The 16,428-nt window shown below is 60.1% G+C and carries 14 protein-coding genes and 2 tRNA genes; 14 read left to right on the top strand and 2 right to left on the bottom strand.

Translation table 11 applies throughout. From position 1 onward, the window contains the following. Nucleotides 1-61: 61 nt before the first annotated feature. The 7 genes from GXM19_RS04900 to GXM19_RS04870 all read left to right on the top strand — a co-directional run bounded on the left by GXM19_RS04900 (nt 62) and on the right by GXM19_RS04870 (nt 6,453). The gene (locus GXM19_RS04900) at nt 62-667 is read left to right on the top strand and encodes a recombinase family protein (RefSeq protein ID WP_006235313.1); all 606 of its coding nucleotides are present in this window, start codon (nt 62-64) and stop codon (nt 665-667) included. Nucleotides 668-771: 104 nt separating this feature from the next. Beyond that, nucleotides 772-1,353, top strand: coding sequence for a VanZ family protein (locus GXM19_RS04895; RefSeq protein ID WP_050766135.1), 582 nt, complete (start codon nt 772-774; stop codon nt 1,351-1,353). Nucleotides 1,354-1,557: 204 nt separating this feature from the next. Continuing rightward, a complete protein-coding gene (locus GXM19_RS04890) occupies nt 1,558-2,409 on the top strand; it encodes a MurR/RpiR family transcriptional regulator (RefSeq protein WP_006235316.1) in 852 nt (283 codons plus the stop codon). Nucleotides 2,410-2,419: 10 nt separating this feature from the next. Next, complete coding sequence (gene murQ / locus GXM19_RS04885; protein WP_006235317.1) at nt 2,420-3,343, top strand: N-acetylmuramic acid 6-phosphate etherase; 924 nt, start codon at nt 2,420-2,422, stop codon at nt 3,341-3,343. 57 nt (nt 3,344-3,400) lie between these two features. After that, entirely contained in the window at nt 3,401-4,831 is a 1,431-nt protein-coding gene (locus GXM19_RS04880; protein ID WP_006235318.1) for a PTS transporter subunit EIIC, read from the top strand. A gap of 117 nt (nt 4,832-4,948) precedes the next feature. Then, entirely contained in the window at nt 4,949-6,001 is a 1,053-nt protein-coding gene (locus GXM19_RS04875; protein WP_040359248.1) for a MupG family TIM beta-alpha barrel fold protein, read from the top strand. Between the two features lie 92 nt (nt 6,002-6,093). Then, nucleotides 6,094-6,453 (top strand): arsenate reductase family protein, encoded by a 360-nt coding sequence (locus GXM19_RS04870; protein WP_006235321.1) that lies wholly within the window; start codon nt 6,094-6,096, stop codon nt 6,451-6,453. A gap of 72 nt (nt 6,454-6,525) precedes the next feature. On the opposite strand, the gene GXM19_RS04865 is transcribed toward GXM19_RS04870, so the two are convergent. Continuing rightward, nucleotides 6,526-6,936 (bottom strand): hypothetical protein, encoded by a 411-nt coding sequence (locus GXM19_RS04865; protein WP_006235322.1) that lies wholly within the window; start codon nt 6,934-6,936, stop codon nt 6,526-6,528. Nucleotides 6,937-7,212: 276 nt separating this feature from the next. Here GXM19_RS04865 and GXM19_RS04860 point away from each other — a divergent pair. The 6 genes from GXM19_RS04860 to GXM19_RS04835 all read left to right on the top strand — a co-directional run bounded on the left by GXM19_RS04860 (nt 7,213) and on the right by GXM19_RS04835 (nt 9,795). Next, a tRNA-Gln gene (locus GXM19_RS04860) sits at nt 7,213-7,286 on the top strand. 17 nt (nt 7,287-7,303) lie between these two features. Then, nucleotides 7,304-7,380 (top strand) — tRNA-Glu (locus GXM19_RS04855). Between the two features lie 94 nt (nt 7,381-7,474). Beyond that, nucleotides 7,475-8,392: a tetratricopeptide repeat protein gene (locus GXM19_RS04850; protein ID WP_006235324.1), complete on the top strand. Its 918-nt coding sequence runs from the start codon at nt 7,475-7,477 to the stop codon at nt 8,390-8,392. After that, a complete protein-coding gene (gene smpB, locus GXM19_RS04845) occupies nt 8,382-8,852 on the top strand; it encodes an SsrA-binding protein SmpB (protein ID WP_006235325.1) in 471 nt (156 codons plus the stop codon). The genes GXM19_RS04850 and smpB overlap by 11 nt, the downstream gene beginning before the upstream one ends. 206 nt (nt 8,853-9,058) lie before the next feature. After that, a complete protein-coding gene (locus GXM19_RS04840; RefSeq protein WP_040359251.1) occupies nt 9,059-9,562 on the top strand; it encodes a flavin reductase family protein in 504 nt (167 codons plus the stop codon). Nucleotides 9,563-9,651: 89 nt separating this feature from the next. Further along, nucleotides 9,652-9,795 (top strand): rubredoxin-like domain-containing protein, encoded by a 144-nt coding sequence (locus GXM19_RS04835; RefSeq protein WP_006235327.1) that lies wholly within the window; start codon nt 9,652-9,654, stop codon nt 9,793-9,795. Between the two features lie 153 nt (nt 9,796-9,948). Here the strand turns inward: GXM19_RS04835 and GXM19_RS04830 are convergent, their stop codons facing one another. Beyond that, nucleotides 9,949-11,205: an Nramp family divalent metal transporter gene (locus tag GXM19_RS04830; RefSeq protein WP_006235328.1), complete on the bottom strand. Its 1,257-nt coding sequence runs from the start codon at nt 11,203-11,205 to the stop codon at nt 9,949-9,951. A gap of 521 nt (nt 11,206-11,726) precedes the next feature. Between GXM19_RS04830 and gltB the strand changes: the two genes are divergently transcribed. Next, nucleotides 11,727-16,424, top strand: a complete 4,698-nt coding sequence (gene gltB, locus GXM19_RS04825) for a glutamate synthase large subunit (RefSeq protein WP_006235330.1) — start codon at nt 11,727-11,729, stop codon at nt 16,422-16,424. Nucleotides 16,425-16,428: the final 4 nt, after the last annotated feature.

The raw sequence follows: 16,428 nt of genomic DNA, 5'->3' as shown, positions 1-16,428 counted from the left end.
GGTAAAACCTACCAAAATAAACCTGTCCCTTTTGGCAGGTTTACAAGAAAGCGGGGATGAGATGGCGACGGTGTACGGTTATGCGCGGGTGAGTTCGCGCGATCAGAATCTTAATCGGCAGCTGGATGCGCTGGGCGCCTATGGCGTGGGCTCGGCGAATATTTATGCCGACCATGCGAGCGGCAAGGACTTCGATCGACCGCGTTATCGCGAGCTGCTGCACGTCCTGGGAGACGGGGACGTGCTGGTGGTGCTTTCTATCGACCGACTTGGCCGTAATTACTCCGAGATTCTTGAGGAATGGCGACGCATTACCAAGGAGCTCGGGGTTGCCATTGTGGTGTTGGACATGCCATTGCTTGACACGCGCGCTAGGGCCAGCGGCGCGCTGGATGTGACCAACGTCCTGATTGCCGATATTGTGCTGCAACTGCTGAGCTACGTGGCGCAGGTGGAGCGCGAGAATATCCATCGGCGCCAGGCGGAGGGAATTGCAGCGGCGCGGGCGCGAGGGGTTCGTTTCGGTCGACCTCGCAAGCCGTGCCCTCCTCAGTTTGAGCTGGTGCGCGATAGCTATGAGGCAGGCGATATTACCCGCAGCCAGGCAGCAAAGTGCCTGGGCGTGTGCGTGGGGACGTTCGATCGCTGGATGCGCGAGGCGGGGTAGGGGTTTGCGTCGCTTTGTCGCTTCCTGTTGCGATTCAAATTTTGATACGGTGACGATGCCATTTGGGGCTACACTCGCTGATATTCAAAAAAGGAGGTTGGCCCTTGGCGCGCGTAAAACAAATAATCGGATGGACCGCGATCGTTCTGTTCGTTGCAACGCTGGTGGGCATCTGGGTGCTGACGGAGCAAAATGCGGTGGAGACGTCGTTGCTGAGCGAGTCCACAGCGCGTGTGGTGGAGGGTCAGGCTACGGGCGTTCAGGCTGCCGATGCCACGGGTGAAGCCCAGACAGAGAACGGAATGACCGGGCGCGCCGATTCGGCTGCCTCGAATGTCCGGTCTGGCCGACTTGCTTCCATTCGCATGTGGGTGGGCACAAACGTCCGTCGCGTTGCCCATACCGTAGAGTTTTTCTTCGTCGGATTGTTCGCCTCCGTGGTCGTGGTTTGCTTTTCCAGGCGTCCGTGGAGCGTATGCTCCCGTTGCGTGCCCGTATTGCTCTTTTGCGCCGCCTGCTCCGTTGGCGATCAGGTGCATAAGATCTTTGTTCCCGGAAGGCATTTCGACGTTATCGATTTAGGATTCGACGCTGCGGGCTATGTCACCGCCATGCTGTCGGTATTGCTGGCGGCGGCGTTGGTGCGCCATGTGACTCGGCCGATCGGCGCCCATGCGAGGCGCTAGCCGGTAACAAACCCGTTTCTGATAATGCGACCTTGTTGAATTATTTTGTGTCGCGCGTATTTCCGAGCGGTCGGATTTGAGGGGCGAGCGGTAGAACACTCGCCCTTTGTGCGCCACGATGCGGCACAATGTACCGCAAAAGCTGTTTGTATCCGGTACGAATCGTTCGTTGGTCTTTAATTCTTCTCAACGGAGGTGTTTGAGATGGCAAACGGATTGCTTTTGCGGCTTCGCGAGCGTGAGCTCAGCGCGAGCCCGGCGGAACGCAATGTCATCGCATATGTAAGCGCTCATCCGCACGAGGTGGTCGGGCTGTCCGTCCGCGGTCTTGCCGATGTCACGTTCTCCTCGCCCTCGAGCATTTTGCGCTTTTGCAAGCGTTTGGGTTTTGCGGGCTACAAGGAGTTCCAGCGCGAACTGATTGCCGAGCTGGCGCTCTTAGGTGACAAGAAAGACGTAGCCCTCGAGGACATCTCCATGGATGACAGCGTCGAACGTATCGTGGGGAAGGTGATGAAAAGCAACGTGCGCACGATCGAGGCGACGGCGCGAACGCTCGATTACACCGTCTTGGAGCGATGCGCGGCCCGTCTTAAGCGGGCACGCGCGGTCAATCTGTTCGGTATTGGTGCTTCTCGTTTGGTCGCGCATGACCTGGCGCAAAAGCTCATGCGTGTCGACAAAGAGTGCCGTCTGTACGACGACTGGCATGATCAGCTCTTATGTGCCAAGAACATGCATGAGGGCGATATGGCAATCGCCTTTAGCTACTCGGGCTTGACGCAAGAGGTGCTGGACTGCACCGCCGAGGCTCAACGTCACAACTGTCCCGTTGTGGCCGTTACCAAAGTAGATGGATCATCCAAGCTTGCCACCATGGCCGATGCCGTGCTCGGCGTCGCTGCGAGTGAACCCTTGGTCCGCAGCGGTGCCATGGCTTCGCGTATGGCCCAGCTTATGGTTGTCGATGCCCTGTACGCTGCTTACGTTGCCAGCGACTACGAACGGGCGACGCATGTCATTAAGCAAAACTACATCGAGAAACAGGAAAGATGAGGTGAATGAAATGCTCGATTTAACAAAATTCACGACCGAACAGCGTAATCAAAGGTCAATGGACCTCGATACGATGACATCGCTGCAAATCGTCACGACGATGAACGATGAGGATCTTCGTGCCGTCCAGTCGGTCACGAAAGTGCTGCCCCAGGTTGCCACAGCAATCGACTGGGCTGCTGAGACACTCGAGCGCGGCGGGCGCGTCTTTTACATGGGCGCAGGCACCAGCGGTCGTCTGGGCGTACTCGACGCTTCGGAGTGCCCGCCCACGTTTGGCATGTCGCCCGATCTGATTGTCGGGCTCATTGCCGGAGGCGAGACGGCGTTTATCAAGGCTGTCGAAGGTGCCGAAGACAGCGAGGAGCTTGGCGCGAGCGACCTGCGGGAGCGTGGACTCTCGGACAAGGATCTTGTCGTTGGCCTGGCGGCAAGCGGTCGTACTCCTTATGTGGTGGGCGGCCTTGTGTACGCCAAGGCAACTGGGTGCAAGACCATTGCAATTGCCTGCAACCAAGGGTCGAAGATCGGGGAGAGCGCAGATCTTGCCATTGAGCCCGTGCCCGGTCCCGAGGTGCTGACCGGCTCAACGAGGCTCAAGGCGGGAACGGTTCAAAAGCTCATTCTCAACATGATTTCGACCGGTGCCATGGTCAAGATCGGCAAGGTATACCAAAACCTGATGGTCGATGTGCAGCAGACGAACGAGAAGCTGGTGGTGCGCGGCCAGAACATCGTGATGGAGGCGACCGGCTGCACGCGCGAGCGCGCTGTTCAGGCGCTTGCAGATGCCGGCGGCCACGTAAAAACCGCTATTGTCTCGGTGCTGTTGGACTGCGATGCCGAGCAGGCTGCGGTAGCTCTTGAACGGGCGCACGGCCATGTCCGTACTGCGGTGAGTGGCCATGAGAAGAGCAATGCCGATGTCCAATAGGTGCACGGCGTGAGCTGATATGACATCTAGACGAGATACCCAATACAAGGAGGAGTTATGACGAACAAAGAGCTGGCTCAAAAGCTGCTGGACCTTTTGGGCGGTAAAGACAACGTGCTCGCAAACGCGGCGTGCATGACGCGCCTGCGCGTGACCGTCAAAGACACGGGCAACGTCGACACGGAGGGTATTAAGGCGCTCGACGGCGTGATGGGCCTGGTCGAGGACGACACGATGCAGATCGTGCTGGGTCCGGGCAAGGTGAATAAGGTGCTCGAGGAGTTCTCCAAGCTCACCGGCCTTGCGAAAGGCGTTGCCGACGAGAGCGTGGTTGACGCTGCGGCCACAAACAAGGCCGCGCAGAAAGCCAAGTACGAGTCCAAGCCGGTTCAGGCCTTCCTCAAGAAGATTTCCAATGTCTTCGTCGCCCTGCTTCCCGGCATCATTGCGGCTGGCCTCATCAACGGTATCTGCAACGTCATTAACGTCTCGACGGCAGGCGCGCTTGCAGGCGAGTGGTGGTACCAGGGCATTCGTTCCATGGGCTGGGCCCTGTTTGCCTATCTGCCCATCTTGGTGGGCTATAACGCGGCACGTGAGTTTGGTGGCTCCGCTGCGCTGGGCGGCATCGCCGGCATGATGTGTATCGCCAACAGTGCCATGCCCCTGCTTGCGCCTGGCGCGGCTGATCCTGCCACTGCCATTCTGCTGCCGCTCACCAATGCGCAGTACAACCCCGCGGCGGGTGGCATGATCGCGGCTCTCATCGCTGGTGCATTTTTTGCCTGGATGGAGCGTCAGATTCGCAAGGTTATGCCCAACGCACTCGACACGTTCTTGTCCCCGCTGCTGGTGCTCATCATCGGCGCCTTTGCTCTGATGCTCGTCATCCAGCCGGTTGGCGCATGGCTGACGACTGCCATCTTTAGCGTTTTGACCTTTATCTTCGAGAAACTGGGCGTCCTGGGCGGCTATATCCTGTCGGCAGGCTTCTTGCCGCTGGTGTCCGTCGGCCTGCATCAGGCGCTCACGCCGATCCACGCTATGCTCAACGATCCCGACGGCGCTACCAAGGGTATCAATTACCTGCTTCCCATCCTTATGATGGCTGGCGGCGGCCAGGTCGGTGCCGGTTTGGCGCTGTACTTTAAGACCAAGAACGCCAAGCTCAAGAAGTACGTCGCAGAGTCCATTTCCGTTGGAATCCTGGGTGTGGGCGAGCCTCTGATGTATGCTGTTACGCTGCCGCTCGTTCGTCCGTTTGTGACGGCCTGCCTGGGTGCCGGATTTGGCGGCGCGCTCGCGGCGCTGCTTCACATCGGCACGGTTTCTCAGGGCGTTTCCGGTCTGTTTGGCCTACTGATCGTTGTTCCTGGCCAGCAGCTCGGCTACGTTGCCGCTATGCTGCTTGCCTATGCCGCTGGCTTTGTCCTGACGTGGTTCTTTGGCGTCGACGAGCAGAAGATCAACGAGTTCTTTGGCGAGTAGTTTGATATCGCGAGCCGTGTTGCTCGGGGCTCGCGGTGCGCGGCAGATTTCTTGATGCTATGGTTGTGCCGGCGGGGCTAACTGCTCCGCCGGCCTTTTTTAAAGGAGCGTTGAAGCGTGAAAACGGGTATTTCGATTTATCTTTCCAGCCCTCTGCAGGATATTGAGCGGACGATTGAACATGGTGCCGCGGCGGGTGCGCGCTATGCGTTCACCTCGCTGCATATTCCCGAGGATGGGGGAGCGGCGTATGCCGATAAGGTCCGTCATGTGCTGTCGCTGCTTTCCGCCCGCGGCATTGCGCTCATTGCCGATGTGGGGCCTCGCACGTGCGATTTGCTCGGGCTTGAGCGCATTGAGGACCTGCGCGATCTGGGGTTGGAATACCTTCGTTTGGACTATGGCTTTAGCGCCCAGCGGGTCGCGGAGCTGTCCGGTGTATTTCGCATTGTGGTCAATGCATCGACGGTGAGTTCTGATGAAATCGCATCGTGGCGTGAGGCCGGTGCCGATGTGACTCGTTTTGCCGCCTGCCACAATTTTTACCCCAAGCCTTATACCGGTTTAGCTCTTGAAGATGTTGCTCGGACGAATCTTCGTCTTGCGGCGCTTGGATTCGAAATCATGGCTTTTGTGCCGGGTGATGCTAACGTTCGCGGGCCGGTTTTCGAGGGACTGCCGACGGTCGAGGCGCAGCGCGGTCGCGCGTCAAAGGTTGCTCTCAATATGCTTGAGCTTGCACATGGCGCCGATTGCGACATTGTGTTGGTCGGCGACCCCGATCTATCCGATGCGGGCTGGGCGCAGTTTGCTCAAGTTTCCGCCGGATACGTGGACCTGCAATGCGAGCTTGAGCCCGGTTATGCCTATGTGCGCGGGCAGATTCATCACGACCGGCCCGACTCGAGCGTCCTCATCTTTAGGTCTCAGGAGTCACGTACGACGCTTAAGCCGGATTCCGTGCCGACAGATTCCGGAGCCGGCCTGCCGCGAAAGGCGGGGTCGATCGCTGTGAGCAATAGCGGATATGGGCGCTACGAAGGCGAGCTTGAGATTGCGCGGGTCGATCTTCCCGGTGACGAGCGCATGAACGTTGCGGGCCATATCACGCCCGAGGCAATGGAGCTGCTGCCGTTCATCAAACGCGGATTCGGGGTACGGTTCGTTTAGCGTGTGACCCGTGGGCTACAATTGGCCCATCATACGAAGGCGCCTCGTGTGGCGTGTGCCTGCGTTGGCCGATCTATATTCGGAGGATTTCCATGACCGTACTGTTTGTTGAATATCCCAAGTGCTCGACCTGTAAGAAGGCCAAGGCATGGCTGGACGAACATGGGGTAGAGTATATCGATCGCGATATCGTTTTGGACAATCCCACGGCTGATGAGCTTGCGACCTGGATTGCTCGTTCGGGGCTGCCGGTGCGGCGCTTCTTTAATTCGTCGGGCATGAAATATCGAGAGCTGGGCCTGAAGGCGCGTCTGGATGCGGGCATGACGGATCGGGAGTGCTACGAGCTGCTGGCGACCGACGGCATGCTGGTCAAGCGTCCGCTGCTGGTGGGCGACGACTTTGCGATTCCCGGCTTTAGGGAAGCGGCTTGGGCCGAGGCGTTGCTGTAGCGGCTGCGGAAAGTGCGACCCGTTTTGAGTGCTCAGGGTGGGATGCACTTTCCGTCGGCGGGCCTGCCCCAGTCAGTCCGCCAGCTGTGCCCATTCGTGCGGATCGTAGACCTTTACGTGCTTGTTGGGCTTGCCGCTCCAGTACTCCTCGTCCATAAAGGGCAGATATGCCTGAACGCCAGGGCAGATAAAGGGAATCCGCTGCTGTTGCAGTCGCTCGCGCTGACGCTGTTCCAGGTGCGCCTCGGATATGACGGTCGGCATGCCGGACAGCTCGACGAGACTTGCCTGGATTCGCTTAAGGTCGGGGAGTCCCGCGTGCCATGACATCCGCATGATCAAAAAGGATGCACGGCGGTATTTTGCCTGCACCACAGTAATGGCGGGGCGCAGTGTGGGATGGATTTTGTCCCGTTCGGGCCAAAGGTCGGCAGTGATCTCGAGGCCCAGGGTCTCCCATAGGTAATCAAGCTCTTCGTCCATGGCGCCTCGATATCTACGTGATCATTGATACTTCGATTGTGTTGCCTGGTGCTATCGTTTTCGCGGTAGAATCTGCCAACGGTTGACGGCTACCGCTCGCGGCGTTTTGCCCTTCGTGTACAGCGGTCGGCTTCACAGGTCCTTCACGGGTTGGACTAAATTAGGCCAATTTGACTGAATTTCAAAAAAGTCAAAATTGGGGCTTGCGTCACGGCGAGACTTCCCGTATATTTCTTTCTTGCGCAAAGGCATAGCCGAGCGCAGCGATGCAGTCATTGGGATGTCGTCTAATGGCAGGACAGCGGATTCTGGTTCCGTCAATGGGGGTTCGACTCCCTCCATCCCAGCCATTGCATTTGCTACATATGGCCCGTTCGTCTAGCGGTTTAGGACGCCGCCCTCTCAAGGCGGAGATCACCAGTTCGAATCTGGTACGGGCTACCAAAATTGAACGCCCGGGCCTCGTAAGAGACCCGGGTTTTGTGTATTGACCGTATATACGGCGCCTGCCGTGTTTCGCTCAGATCGAGGAGTAGCCATGGATCTGCCCATCAGCTTGCAAGACATCACGTATGCCGAGAACTATCTGGCGCAGGGCGACCTGGCTACGGCGACACCGCTGCTGGAGCGTCTGGTGGAGCTCGCCGAGGAGTATATCGACGCTGAGTGCAAGACGGAGGAGAAGCGCCAATACTTTAGCTTCGATAGCAAGTTTGAGCGCTTGGCCTATCGCCGCGTGGAGAAGGATCCGCGCGAGCTCGTGCAGGTCGAGGTGCCGTTTGACCGCCTGTACTCTGACATGGCGTTTGCCTACATTCGCCAGCAGGATTATGTGAGCGCTCGTAATGCCCTGATGCAGGCTGTGCGTTGGGACCCCATGAACTGCAACTATCGCTTGGATTTGGCCGAGCTGTTCCGCGCACTCGAGGACAAGCAGGAATGGGCGTCGCTCTCGTTCTCGGTGCTGGAGCGTGCAAGCGATGGCAAGTGCGCCGCCCGCGCTTACGCCAATCTAGGTCAGTACTTCTTGGAGCCCGAGACCGAGAACGTTTCGGCTGCCGTGGGCTGCGCGCGTCTGGCGCTGCGCCTGGCGCCCAACGATGCGCATACGACGCGCCTGCTCAACAAGATCCATACCACCTATCCGGATGCCGCTGATGAGAGCGACGACCACGTGATGGGTGAATTGGCCCTGCAAGGCGTGCCGACCTCGCCTTCGGCCGAGATTGCCATCTGCCTGATTATGTGCGCGACCGATGCTGCAAGCGACGGCGACAAACAGGAGGCGACGCGCCTGACGGTGCGCGCCCGCGACCTGGTGGGCGAGGAGGCCTGCGCGGCGATTATCAAGCTGGTGCGCGAGAGCGATGCTGAGCTCAATGCCGAGCGCAAGGCAAAGCGCGAGGCTGCGGGCTCAAACGCCGACGGCGCCAAGGAGGCCGGCGATGCCCAGTAAGCGCGAGCGCAAGCTCATTTCCAAGAATCGCTCGGCACATCACGAGTACTTTATCGATGAGACATTTGAGTGTGGCATTGAACTGAGCGGCACCGAGGTCAAGTCGATTCGCGAGCGCGCCTGCCAGATAACCGATACCTTCGCGCTGATCCGCGGCGGGGAGTGCTGGCTCGTCGGCCTGCATATCCACCCTTATAGCCATGGTGGCGTGTGGAATCGCGATCCCGACCGTCGGCGTCGTCTGCTGCTGCACCGCAAAGAGATCGACTTTCTTGACGGCAAACTTCGCAACCGTGGTTATGCGCTGGTTCCGTTGGAGCTCTACTTTAATACCGACGGCCGCGTAAAGCTGCTGCTGGGTCTGGGTCGCGGCAAGAAGCTCTATGACAAGCGCGAGGACATGGCCAAGCGTGATGTCCAACGCGAGATCGACCGCGCCCTTAAGGAACGCAACCGTTAGGCACTCTGCATAAGTTGCGGTGGAATACGGACTGTTTTGCCTGTTTGAGGGGCTATTCAGTCCCTATTTCACCGCAACTGCGGGCGTCTCATCTTTCTTACTGTTCTGACACATATGTCTCAAAGGCGGCGTCCGTTATGGGTGCCGCCTTTTTTGTGGGTACATACATTCATGAGGTTCCAACCCGAGCTAGGGGAGTGATCGTTATGGACAAAACTGCGTTCTTTACGATGCCGAGCGGCCTGTATGTGGTGAGCGCCGCGGCCGACGGGCTGCGCGCCGGCTGCGTTATCAACACAGCGGTGCAGGTGACGTCCGTCCCGCCGCGCATCTCGATTGCCGTGAACAAGGACAATGTCACCTCGGGCGTCATCGCATCGGCCAAAGCGTTCGCGCTGACCGTGATCGATCAGACCGCCGACATGCTCTACATCGGTAACTTTGGGTTCCGCACCAGCAGCGATTATGACAAGTTTGCCAAATACGAGACCCGCGAGACGGCTCTGGGCATGCCCTATGTGCCCGAGCACGCGGCGGCCCTGTTTAGCTGCCGTCTGATTGATACCGTGGATGTGGGCACGCACCTGCTCTTTATTGGCGAGGTGGAGGATGCCGAGCGCTTGAGCAGCGAGGCCTCGCTGACCTATGACTACTATCACAAGGTCTTGAAGGGCAAGACACCGCCCAAAGCCTCGTCGTATCAAGGCTAGAAATGTTCTAAAAATACTTGCATTATATTATTAAGAACCTATACTAATAAGCGAAGTACATCACCAGTCGCGTTCGAGAGGAGAACATCATGGCTGAGGAGAAGAAGACGTATAAGTTTGTGTGCACCGTTTGCGGTTACGAGGTTGAGGTCGACACGCCCGAGCTGCCCGAGGATTACGTGTGCCCGGTGTGCGGCGTTGGTCCCGATGAGTTTGAGCTTGTCGAGGAGTAGCTCGTAGACACACGGCGATTAGCCATACAGAGCTCTGTCCAAGGGTCCCGGCTGGATATTCCGGCTGGGACCTTTTTGATTTATCTGACGGTTTAAAACGGCCTTACGTGTTACAGATTGGGACGTTATATCTGGACAGCCACGCCATCCCAATTACATCCCCGTTAGCAGCACGATGTCGAGAATCGTCACGATGACGCCGATCCCTACGAGCAGCGCGTTGAGCGGGCGCGAGTTGGCGTATTTGCCCATAACGCGGGGCGAACTGGTGAGTCGTATGAGCACAAAGACCGTAATCGGCAACTGAAGCGACAGCAGCGCCTGACTCCAGATGAGACCCTCAAAAGGATTCAGGACGATCAGGCACGCAGCCACTGCGCCGACGAAACAGACCGCCACTCCAATCGATGAATGCCGGTCGTGGATGTTGTATTCCTCGTCGAACATGCCCGCGGTGATGGTGCCCGCCGCCATGCCCGCCGTCACACTACTCGATATGCCCGCAAACAGCAGTGCCACCGCAAAGATGGTCGAGCTTGCCGGGCCCAGAATGGGGGAGAGCGTGTCCGCTGCGACGGCGAGGTCGTCTACGACAATGCCGTGCGCAAAGAAGGTCGTTGCGGCCAGGATGACCATGGCCGAGTTGATCGCCCAGCCCACGCCCATCGAAAAGAGCGTGTCGAAGAGCTCGTAGCGCAGACGTTCCTCGATAACCTGCTCGCCTTGGCCTTCGAAGTGCATGGATTGGATGACCTCGGAGTGCAGGAAGAGGTTGTGAGGCATAACGACCGCGCCTAGGACACTTACGATAATCGCGGCCGAGCCGGTGGGCATACTGGGTGTGATCCAGCTTGCGGCGGCCTGCGGCCAGTCGACCTTGACCAGCGTGAGCTCAGCCAAAAACGAGAGTCCTACCACGCCGACGAAGGCGATGATCCATCGCTCGGCGCGCTTGTAGGAGCTCGTCATGAGCATCGCCATCGATACTGCCGCCACGATGACGCAGCCCGCGCGCACGGGCAGCCCAAAGAGCATTTGAAGGGCAATCGCGCCACCCAGGACTTCGGCCATGGCGGTGGCGATGGTCGCGAGATAGGCACTGGCGAGCACCGTGCGCCCAACGAAGCGGGGGAGAAAGCGGGTCGTGGCCTCGGCAAGGCAGGCGCCCGTGGCGATGCCCAGGTGCGCCGCGTTGTGCTGCAAGACGATCAGCATGATCGTGGACAGCGTGACGATCCACAGCAGCGCGTAGCCAAACTGCGAGCCGGCGGCCATGTTGGAGGCCCAGTTGCCCGGATCGATAAAGCCGACGGTCACGAGCAGCCCGGGGCCGATATGCCGGGCGATATCCAGACCTCCGTGGCCTCCGGTGCGGTGCGAGCCAAAGTGTTGTTTGAGATGGTTGAGCATGGTGAGCTCCTGCGTGCCGTTTGTTTGACGCCGCAAAGGATACCCGTTTTATGCTAAAAAGTTAACCAAGACTAACAAAATTGTTGTATTTGAATGGGGTGGGGAAAGGGGATTGCCGAAATGTCTTGATCTGTAACAACTGGGGATGGAAATTGGGTCTAGGTGTTACAGATCAAGACAGGAAGAAATGGTCCTATGGAATATCTCGATCTGTAACAGTTAGCTGCAAAAACCGGCCCTTCGTGTTACAGATTGAGATAAACCAAAACTGTCCTGCAGAAAATCTCAATCTGTAACATCTAAGCGCCAAAATCGGCTCCTCCTGTTACAGATTGAGATGTTTGAAGCGGTGAGTTTACAGGTCGAACTTGGGCCCTTGTTGCCGTCCTTGAGGTCGGCGGTGTCCACTCGTAGGGCGTGCGTTACGCGATTGTTTCGAAACGGGCGGGAAACACAACGGGCCGGCGATGCACCTAGTATGCCTAGTCAACTGACTGTCTAATAGCTAGGGGAGGATCGCGATGCAGGCAGATTCCGCTCAACAGCAGGGCCTTTATCGCCCCGAATTCGACCACGATGCATGCGGCATCGGCGCGCTTGCCGATATCAACGGCGAGCGCCATCACCAGATCCTGGACGACGCACTGTCCATTCTGGTCAACTTGGAGCACCGCGGCGGCACGGGACTCGAGAAGAACACCGGCGACGGCGCCGGCATCCTGTTCCAGGTTCCGCATCACTTTTTCCGTAAAGAGGCCCAAAAGTGCGGCCAGATTCTGCCGGCAGAGGGCGACTATGGCGTGGCCATGCTGTTCTTCCCGCAGGACGGCAAGGGCGTAGAGGATGCCCGTCGCGTGTTTGAGGAGGGCTGCGCCGAAGCCGGCGTTCCGCTGCTCTTTTGGCGTGAGGTGCCGGTCGACCCGCACGACCTGGGCGAGACGGCCCGCGCCTGCATGCCTACCATCCTGCAGGCCTTCCTGGGCCGTCCGGACGACACGCCCGCCGGTGATGCCTTTGAGCGCCGCCTATACGTGTGCCGCCGCACCATCGAGAAAAAGGCCGACGCCGAGTTTGCCCTGCGCGACAAGATCTTCTACGTGTGCTCCATGAGCTTGCGCACCATCGTGTACAAGGGTATGCTGGTCGCCACGCAGATGCGCCGCTTCTTCATCGATCTCAACGACGCCGCCGTCAAGACGGCCGTGGCGCTCGTCCACTCGCGCTACTCCACCAACACCACGCCCAGTTGGGAGCGCGCGCACCCCAACCGCTTTATCATCCACAACGGCGAGATCAACACCCTCAAGGGCAATGTCAACTGGATCCGCGCCCGCGAACCCAACCTGTACAGCCCCGTGCTGCAGCACGATCTTGAGCGCGTGATGCCCATCATTAACCGCGAGGGTTCCGACTCCGCGATTCTGGACAACGTGCTTGAGTTTTTGGTCATGAACGGTCGCCCGCTTACGCGTGCCGCGTCCATGTTACTGCCTGAGCCGTGGGACCACAACGACAGCCTGAGTGAGGAGCGCCGCGCCTACGACGCTTACCAGTCCATGCTCATGGAGCCGTGGGACGGTCCTGCCGCTATCGCCTTTACCGACGGCCGTACCCTGGGTGCCGCCCTCGACCGTAACGGCCTGCGCCCCGCCCGCTACTACGTGACGCGCGACGGCCGCTTTATGCTGGCGAGCGAGGTGGGCACCATCGAGGTGAGCCCCGAGAACATCCTGACGAGCGGCTGTCTGGGACCGGGCCAGATGCTCGAGGTCGATTTTGCCCGCGGCCGCGTCATCTACAACGACGAGCTGCGCGCCCGTTACGCCAAGGAAAAGCCCTATCGCGACTGGATCGCCGAGGAGACGCTGACCGTCGACGCGCTCGACAAGCCCGTCGCGCCCGCGCCCGCCGAGGATACCGAGGTGCCCGCCGCCGTGCGCATGGCCAAGCTCGGGTATCACTGGGATGATGTTGACGAAGTCGTGCGTCCCATGGCCCAGCAGGGCAAGGCGCCGCTCGCCTCGATGGGTATCGATGCGCCGCTGGCCTGCCTGTCCAAGAAGACGCGCTCGTTCTTTGACTACTTCTATCAGCTGTTCGCCCAGGTCACGAACCCGCCGATCGACGCCCTTCGCGAGCATATGGTCACCTCGACCACGCTCTACCTGGGCAACCACGGCAACCTGCTCGAGGACTCTCGTACGGCCTGCCAGCTGGTGCGCTTGGAGCGCCCACTGCTGAGCGAGGAGAAGTTCGAGCGTATCTGCGCCATCGACCGCGTGGGCTTTAAGACCCGCCGTTTCCGTGCCGTGTACCGCCGCGACGCGGGTGAGGGCGCGCTGCAGGCTGCACTCAAACAGCTTGCAGAGGACGTTGAGGCCGCGGTCCGCGACGGCGTGAACATCGTGGTGTTGAGCGATCGTGCCGCTGCGGGCGAGGTGCCCGTACCGTCGCTGCTCGCCGTGGGCTGCGTGCACAACCACCTGATTCGCGCCGGCGTGCGTACCTTTGCCGACATCGTGGTGGAGTGCGGCGACGCCGTGTCCCCGCACGACTTTGCTGCACTGGTGGGCTACTCCGCGAGCGGTATCTATCCGTACAACGCGCATTCGTGCATTCGCGACTTGGCGGCGCACGGCGATCTGGACGTGACAGCCGAGCAGGGCATCGCCAACTACAACAAGGCTGCGACTGCCGGCATCGTTTCCATCATGTCCAAGATGGGCATCTCCACGGTGCAGAGCTACCACTCCGCGCAGATCTTCGAGGCCGTGGGCTTCACTCCGGAGTTCGTCAACGCGTACTTCGCCGGCACGGTGAGCCGTGTGGGCGGTATGGGTGTCGAGGACGTCGAGCGCGAGCAGAATGAGCGCTACGACGCCGCGCTCGCTATCCTTAAGAGCCCGGCTCCCGATCAGCTGCCCACGCTGGGTCTGACCAAGTGGCGCCCGCTCGGCGGCGAGGATCACCTCATCGATCCGCAAACTGTCTACCTGCTGCAGACCGCCTGCCGTGAGGACAGCTACGACACCTTTAAGGAGTACAGCGCCCGCCTGCACCGCACCGGCCGTGCCGTGCGCCTGCGCGACCTGCTGGACTTTGATGCCAGCGGCCGCACTCCGGTGGCACTCGACGAGGTCGAGTCCGCACTCAACATCGTCCGCCGCTTTAACACCGGCGCCATGTCATATGGCTCCATCAGCAAAGAGGCACACGAGTGCATGGCCATCGCCATGAACCGCCTGCACGGCCGTTCCAACTCCGGCGAGGGCGGCGAGGATCCGCGTCGCGAGACCCCGCTGGCTAACGGAGACTCCAAGAACTCCGCCATCAAGCAGGTAGCAAGTGCGCGCTTTGGCGTGATGAGCCGCTATCTGTGCAGCGCCTTCGAGATTCAGATCAAGATGGCCCAGGGCGCCAAGCCCGGCGAGGGTGGCCACCTGCCCGGCAAGAAGGTCTACCCCTGGATCGCCGAGGTCCGTCAGTCTACGCCCGGCATCGGCCTGATCTCGCCTCCGCCGCACCACGACATCTACTCTATCGAGGACCTGGCAGAGCTGATCTTTGACCTTAAGAACGCCAACCCCGGCGCGCGCGTGTCGGTCAAGCTGGTCAGCGAGGCTGGCGTCGGCACCATCGCCACCGGTGTGGCCAAGGGTGCTGCCGACAAGATCTTGATCAGCGGCCACAATGGCGGCTCGGGTGCCGCTGCGCGCGACTCTATCTGGCATGCGGGTCTGCCGTTGGAGCTTGGCCTCGCCGAGGCTCAGCAGACGCTGCTGCAAAACGGCCTGCGCTCGCGCGTGGTGCTCGAAGCCGACGGCAAGCTCATGGACGGCACCGACGTCGCCGTCGCCTGTCTGCTGGGTGCCGAGGAGTTTGGCTTTGCGACCATGCCGCTCATCTCCATGGGTTGCCTCATGCAGCGCGACTGCCAGCAGGACACCTGCCCGGCCGGCATCGCTACGCAAAACTGCCGCCTGCGTCGCGGCTTCCGCGGCAAGCCCGAGCACGTTGAGCACTTTATGCTCTTTGTTGCCGAGCAGCTGCGCGAGGTCATGGCGAGCCTGGGCTTCCGCACCGTCGACGAGATGGTCGGTCATCCCGAGTGCTTACGCCAGATCGAGGTCCCGGGCAACCGCAAAGCAAACCTGCTCGATCTGTCGCCCGTGCTGGCGAGCGCGACCTGCGAGTTCGGTGCGCATATTCCGGGCGCCGACGGTCGCCACTTCCTGCCGCAGATGGCCGCGGACAGCGAGCTCGACAAGACGCTCGACTCCACGTTGTTTGTGCCCTATACGGCCGATGCCCGTGCGCACCTGCGTCCGATTCGCTTCCGCGCCGATATCGCCAACGTCAACCGCTGCGTCGGCACCATCTTGGGCAACGCGGTGACTAAGGCGCATCCCGAGGGTCTGCCCGCCGGCTCCATCACCATCGATTGCGATGGCTCGGCCGGTCAGAGCTTTGGCGCCTTCCTGCCGCGCGGCATTACGCTCAACGTGTGCGGCGACGCCAACGACTACTTTGGCAAGGGCCTTTCGGGCGGCGAGGTGTCGGTGCGCCCCAACCCGCATGCGACCTACAAGTTCGACGAGAACATCATCGTGGGCAACGTTGCGTTCTTTGGCGCCACGAGCGGCCGTGGCTTCATTAACGGTCTTGCCGGCCAGCGTTTTGCCGTGCGCAACTCCGGTGCCACCGTGGTGGTCGAAGGCTGCGGCAACCATGGCTGCGAGTATATGACGGGCGGTCTGGCGCTCATCCTGGGCGAGGTCGGGCAGAATTTTGCCGCCGGCATGACAGGCGGCGTGGCCTATGTCTTTGACCAGTACGGCACGCTCGATGCCCGTGTGAACCACGAGAGCGTTGAGCTCAAGGCCCCGACGGCCGGCGAGCTGGCGCAGATTCGCGAGCTCATCCAAGAGCACGTGGACGCGACGCAGAGCCCGCGCGGCATTAAGCTGCTCTACAGCTTTGAGACGATGAGCAAGCACTTTGTGAAGGTCATTCCGACCGAGTACGAGCGCGTGCTGGCGATTGTCGCTGCGGCCGAGGCTGTGGGCAAGACGCATGCGCAGGCTGAGGAGCTGGCGTTTGACATCGTGACCGGTCGCGCGAGTGCCGCGGATGTCGCTCGCTTTGATGCCGCGGGCGGTGCTGTAGGCGCTGCGTCCGTGGCTGCCAGCTCTGTTGCTTCGACCAAGAAGGAGGCGTAAGTGC

This window comes from Collinsella aerofaciens ATCC 25986 (assembly GCF_010509075.1).
Classification (GTDB): Bacteria; Actinomycetota; Coriobacteriia; order Coriobacteriales; family Coriobacteriaceae; genus Collinsella; species Collinsella aerofaciens.
The sequence above is the reverse complement of the archived record's forward strand: the minus strand, read 5'-3'. Positions and strand labels throughout refer to the sequence as shown.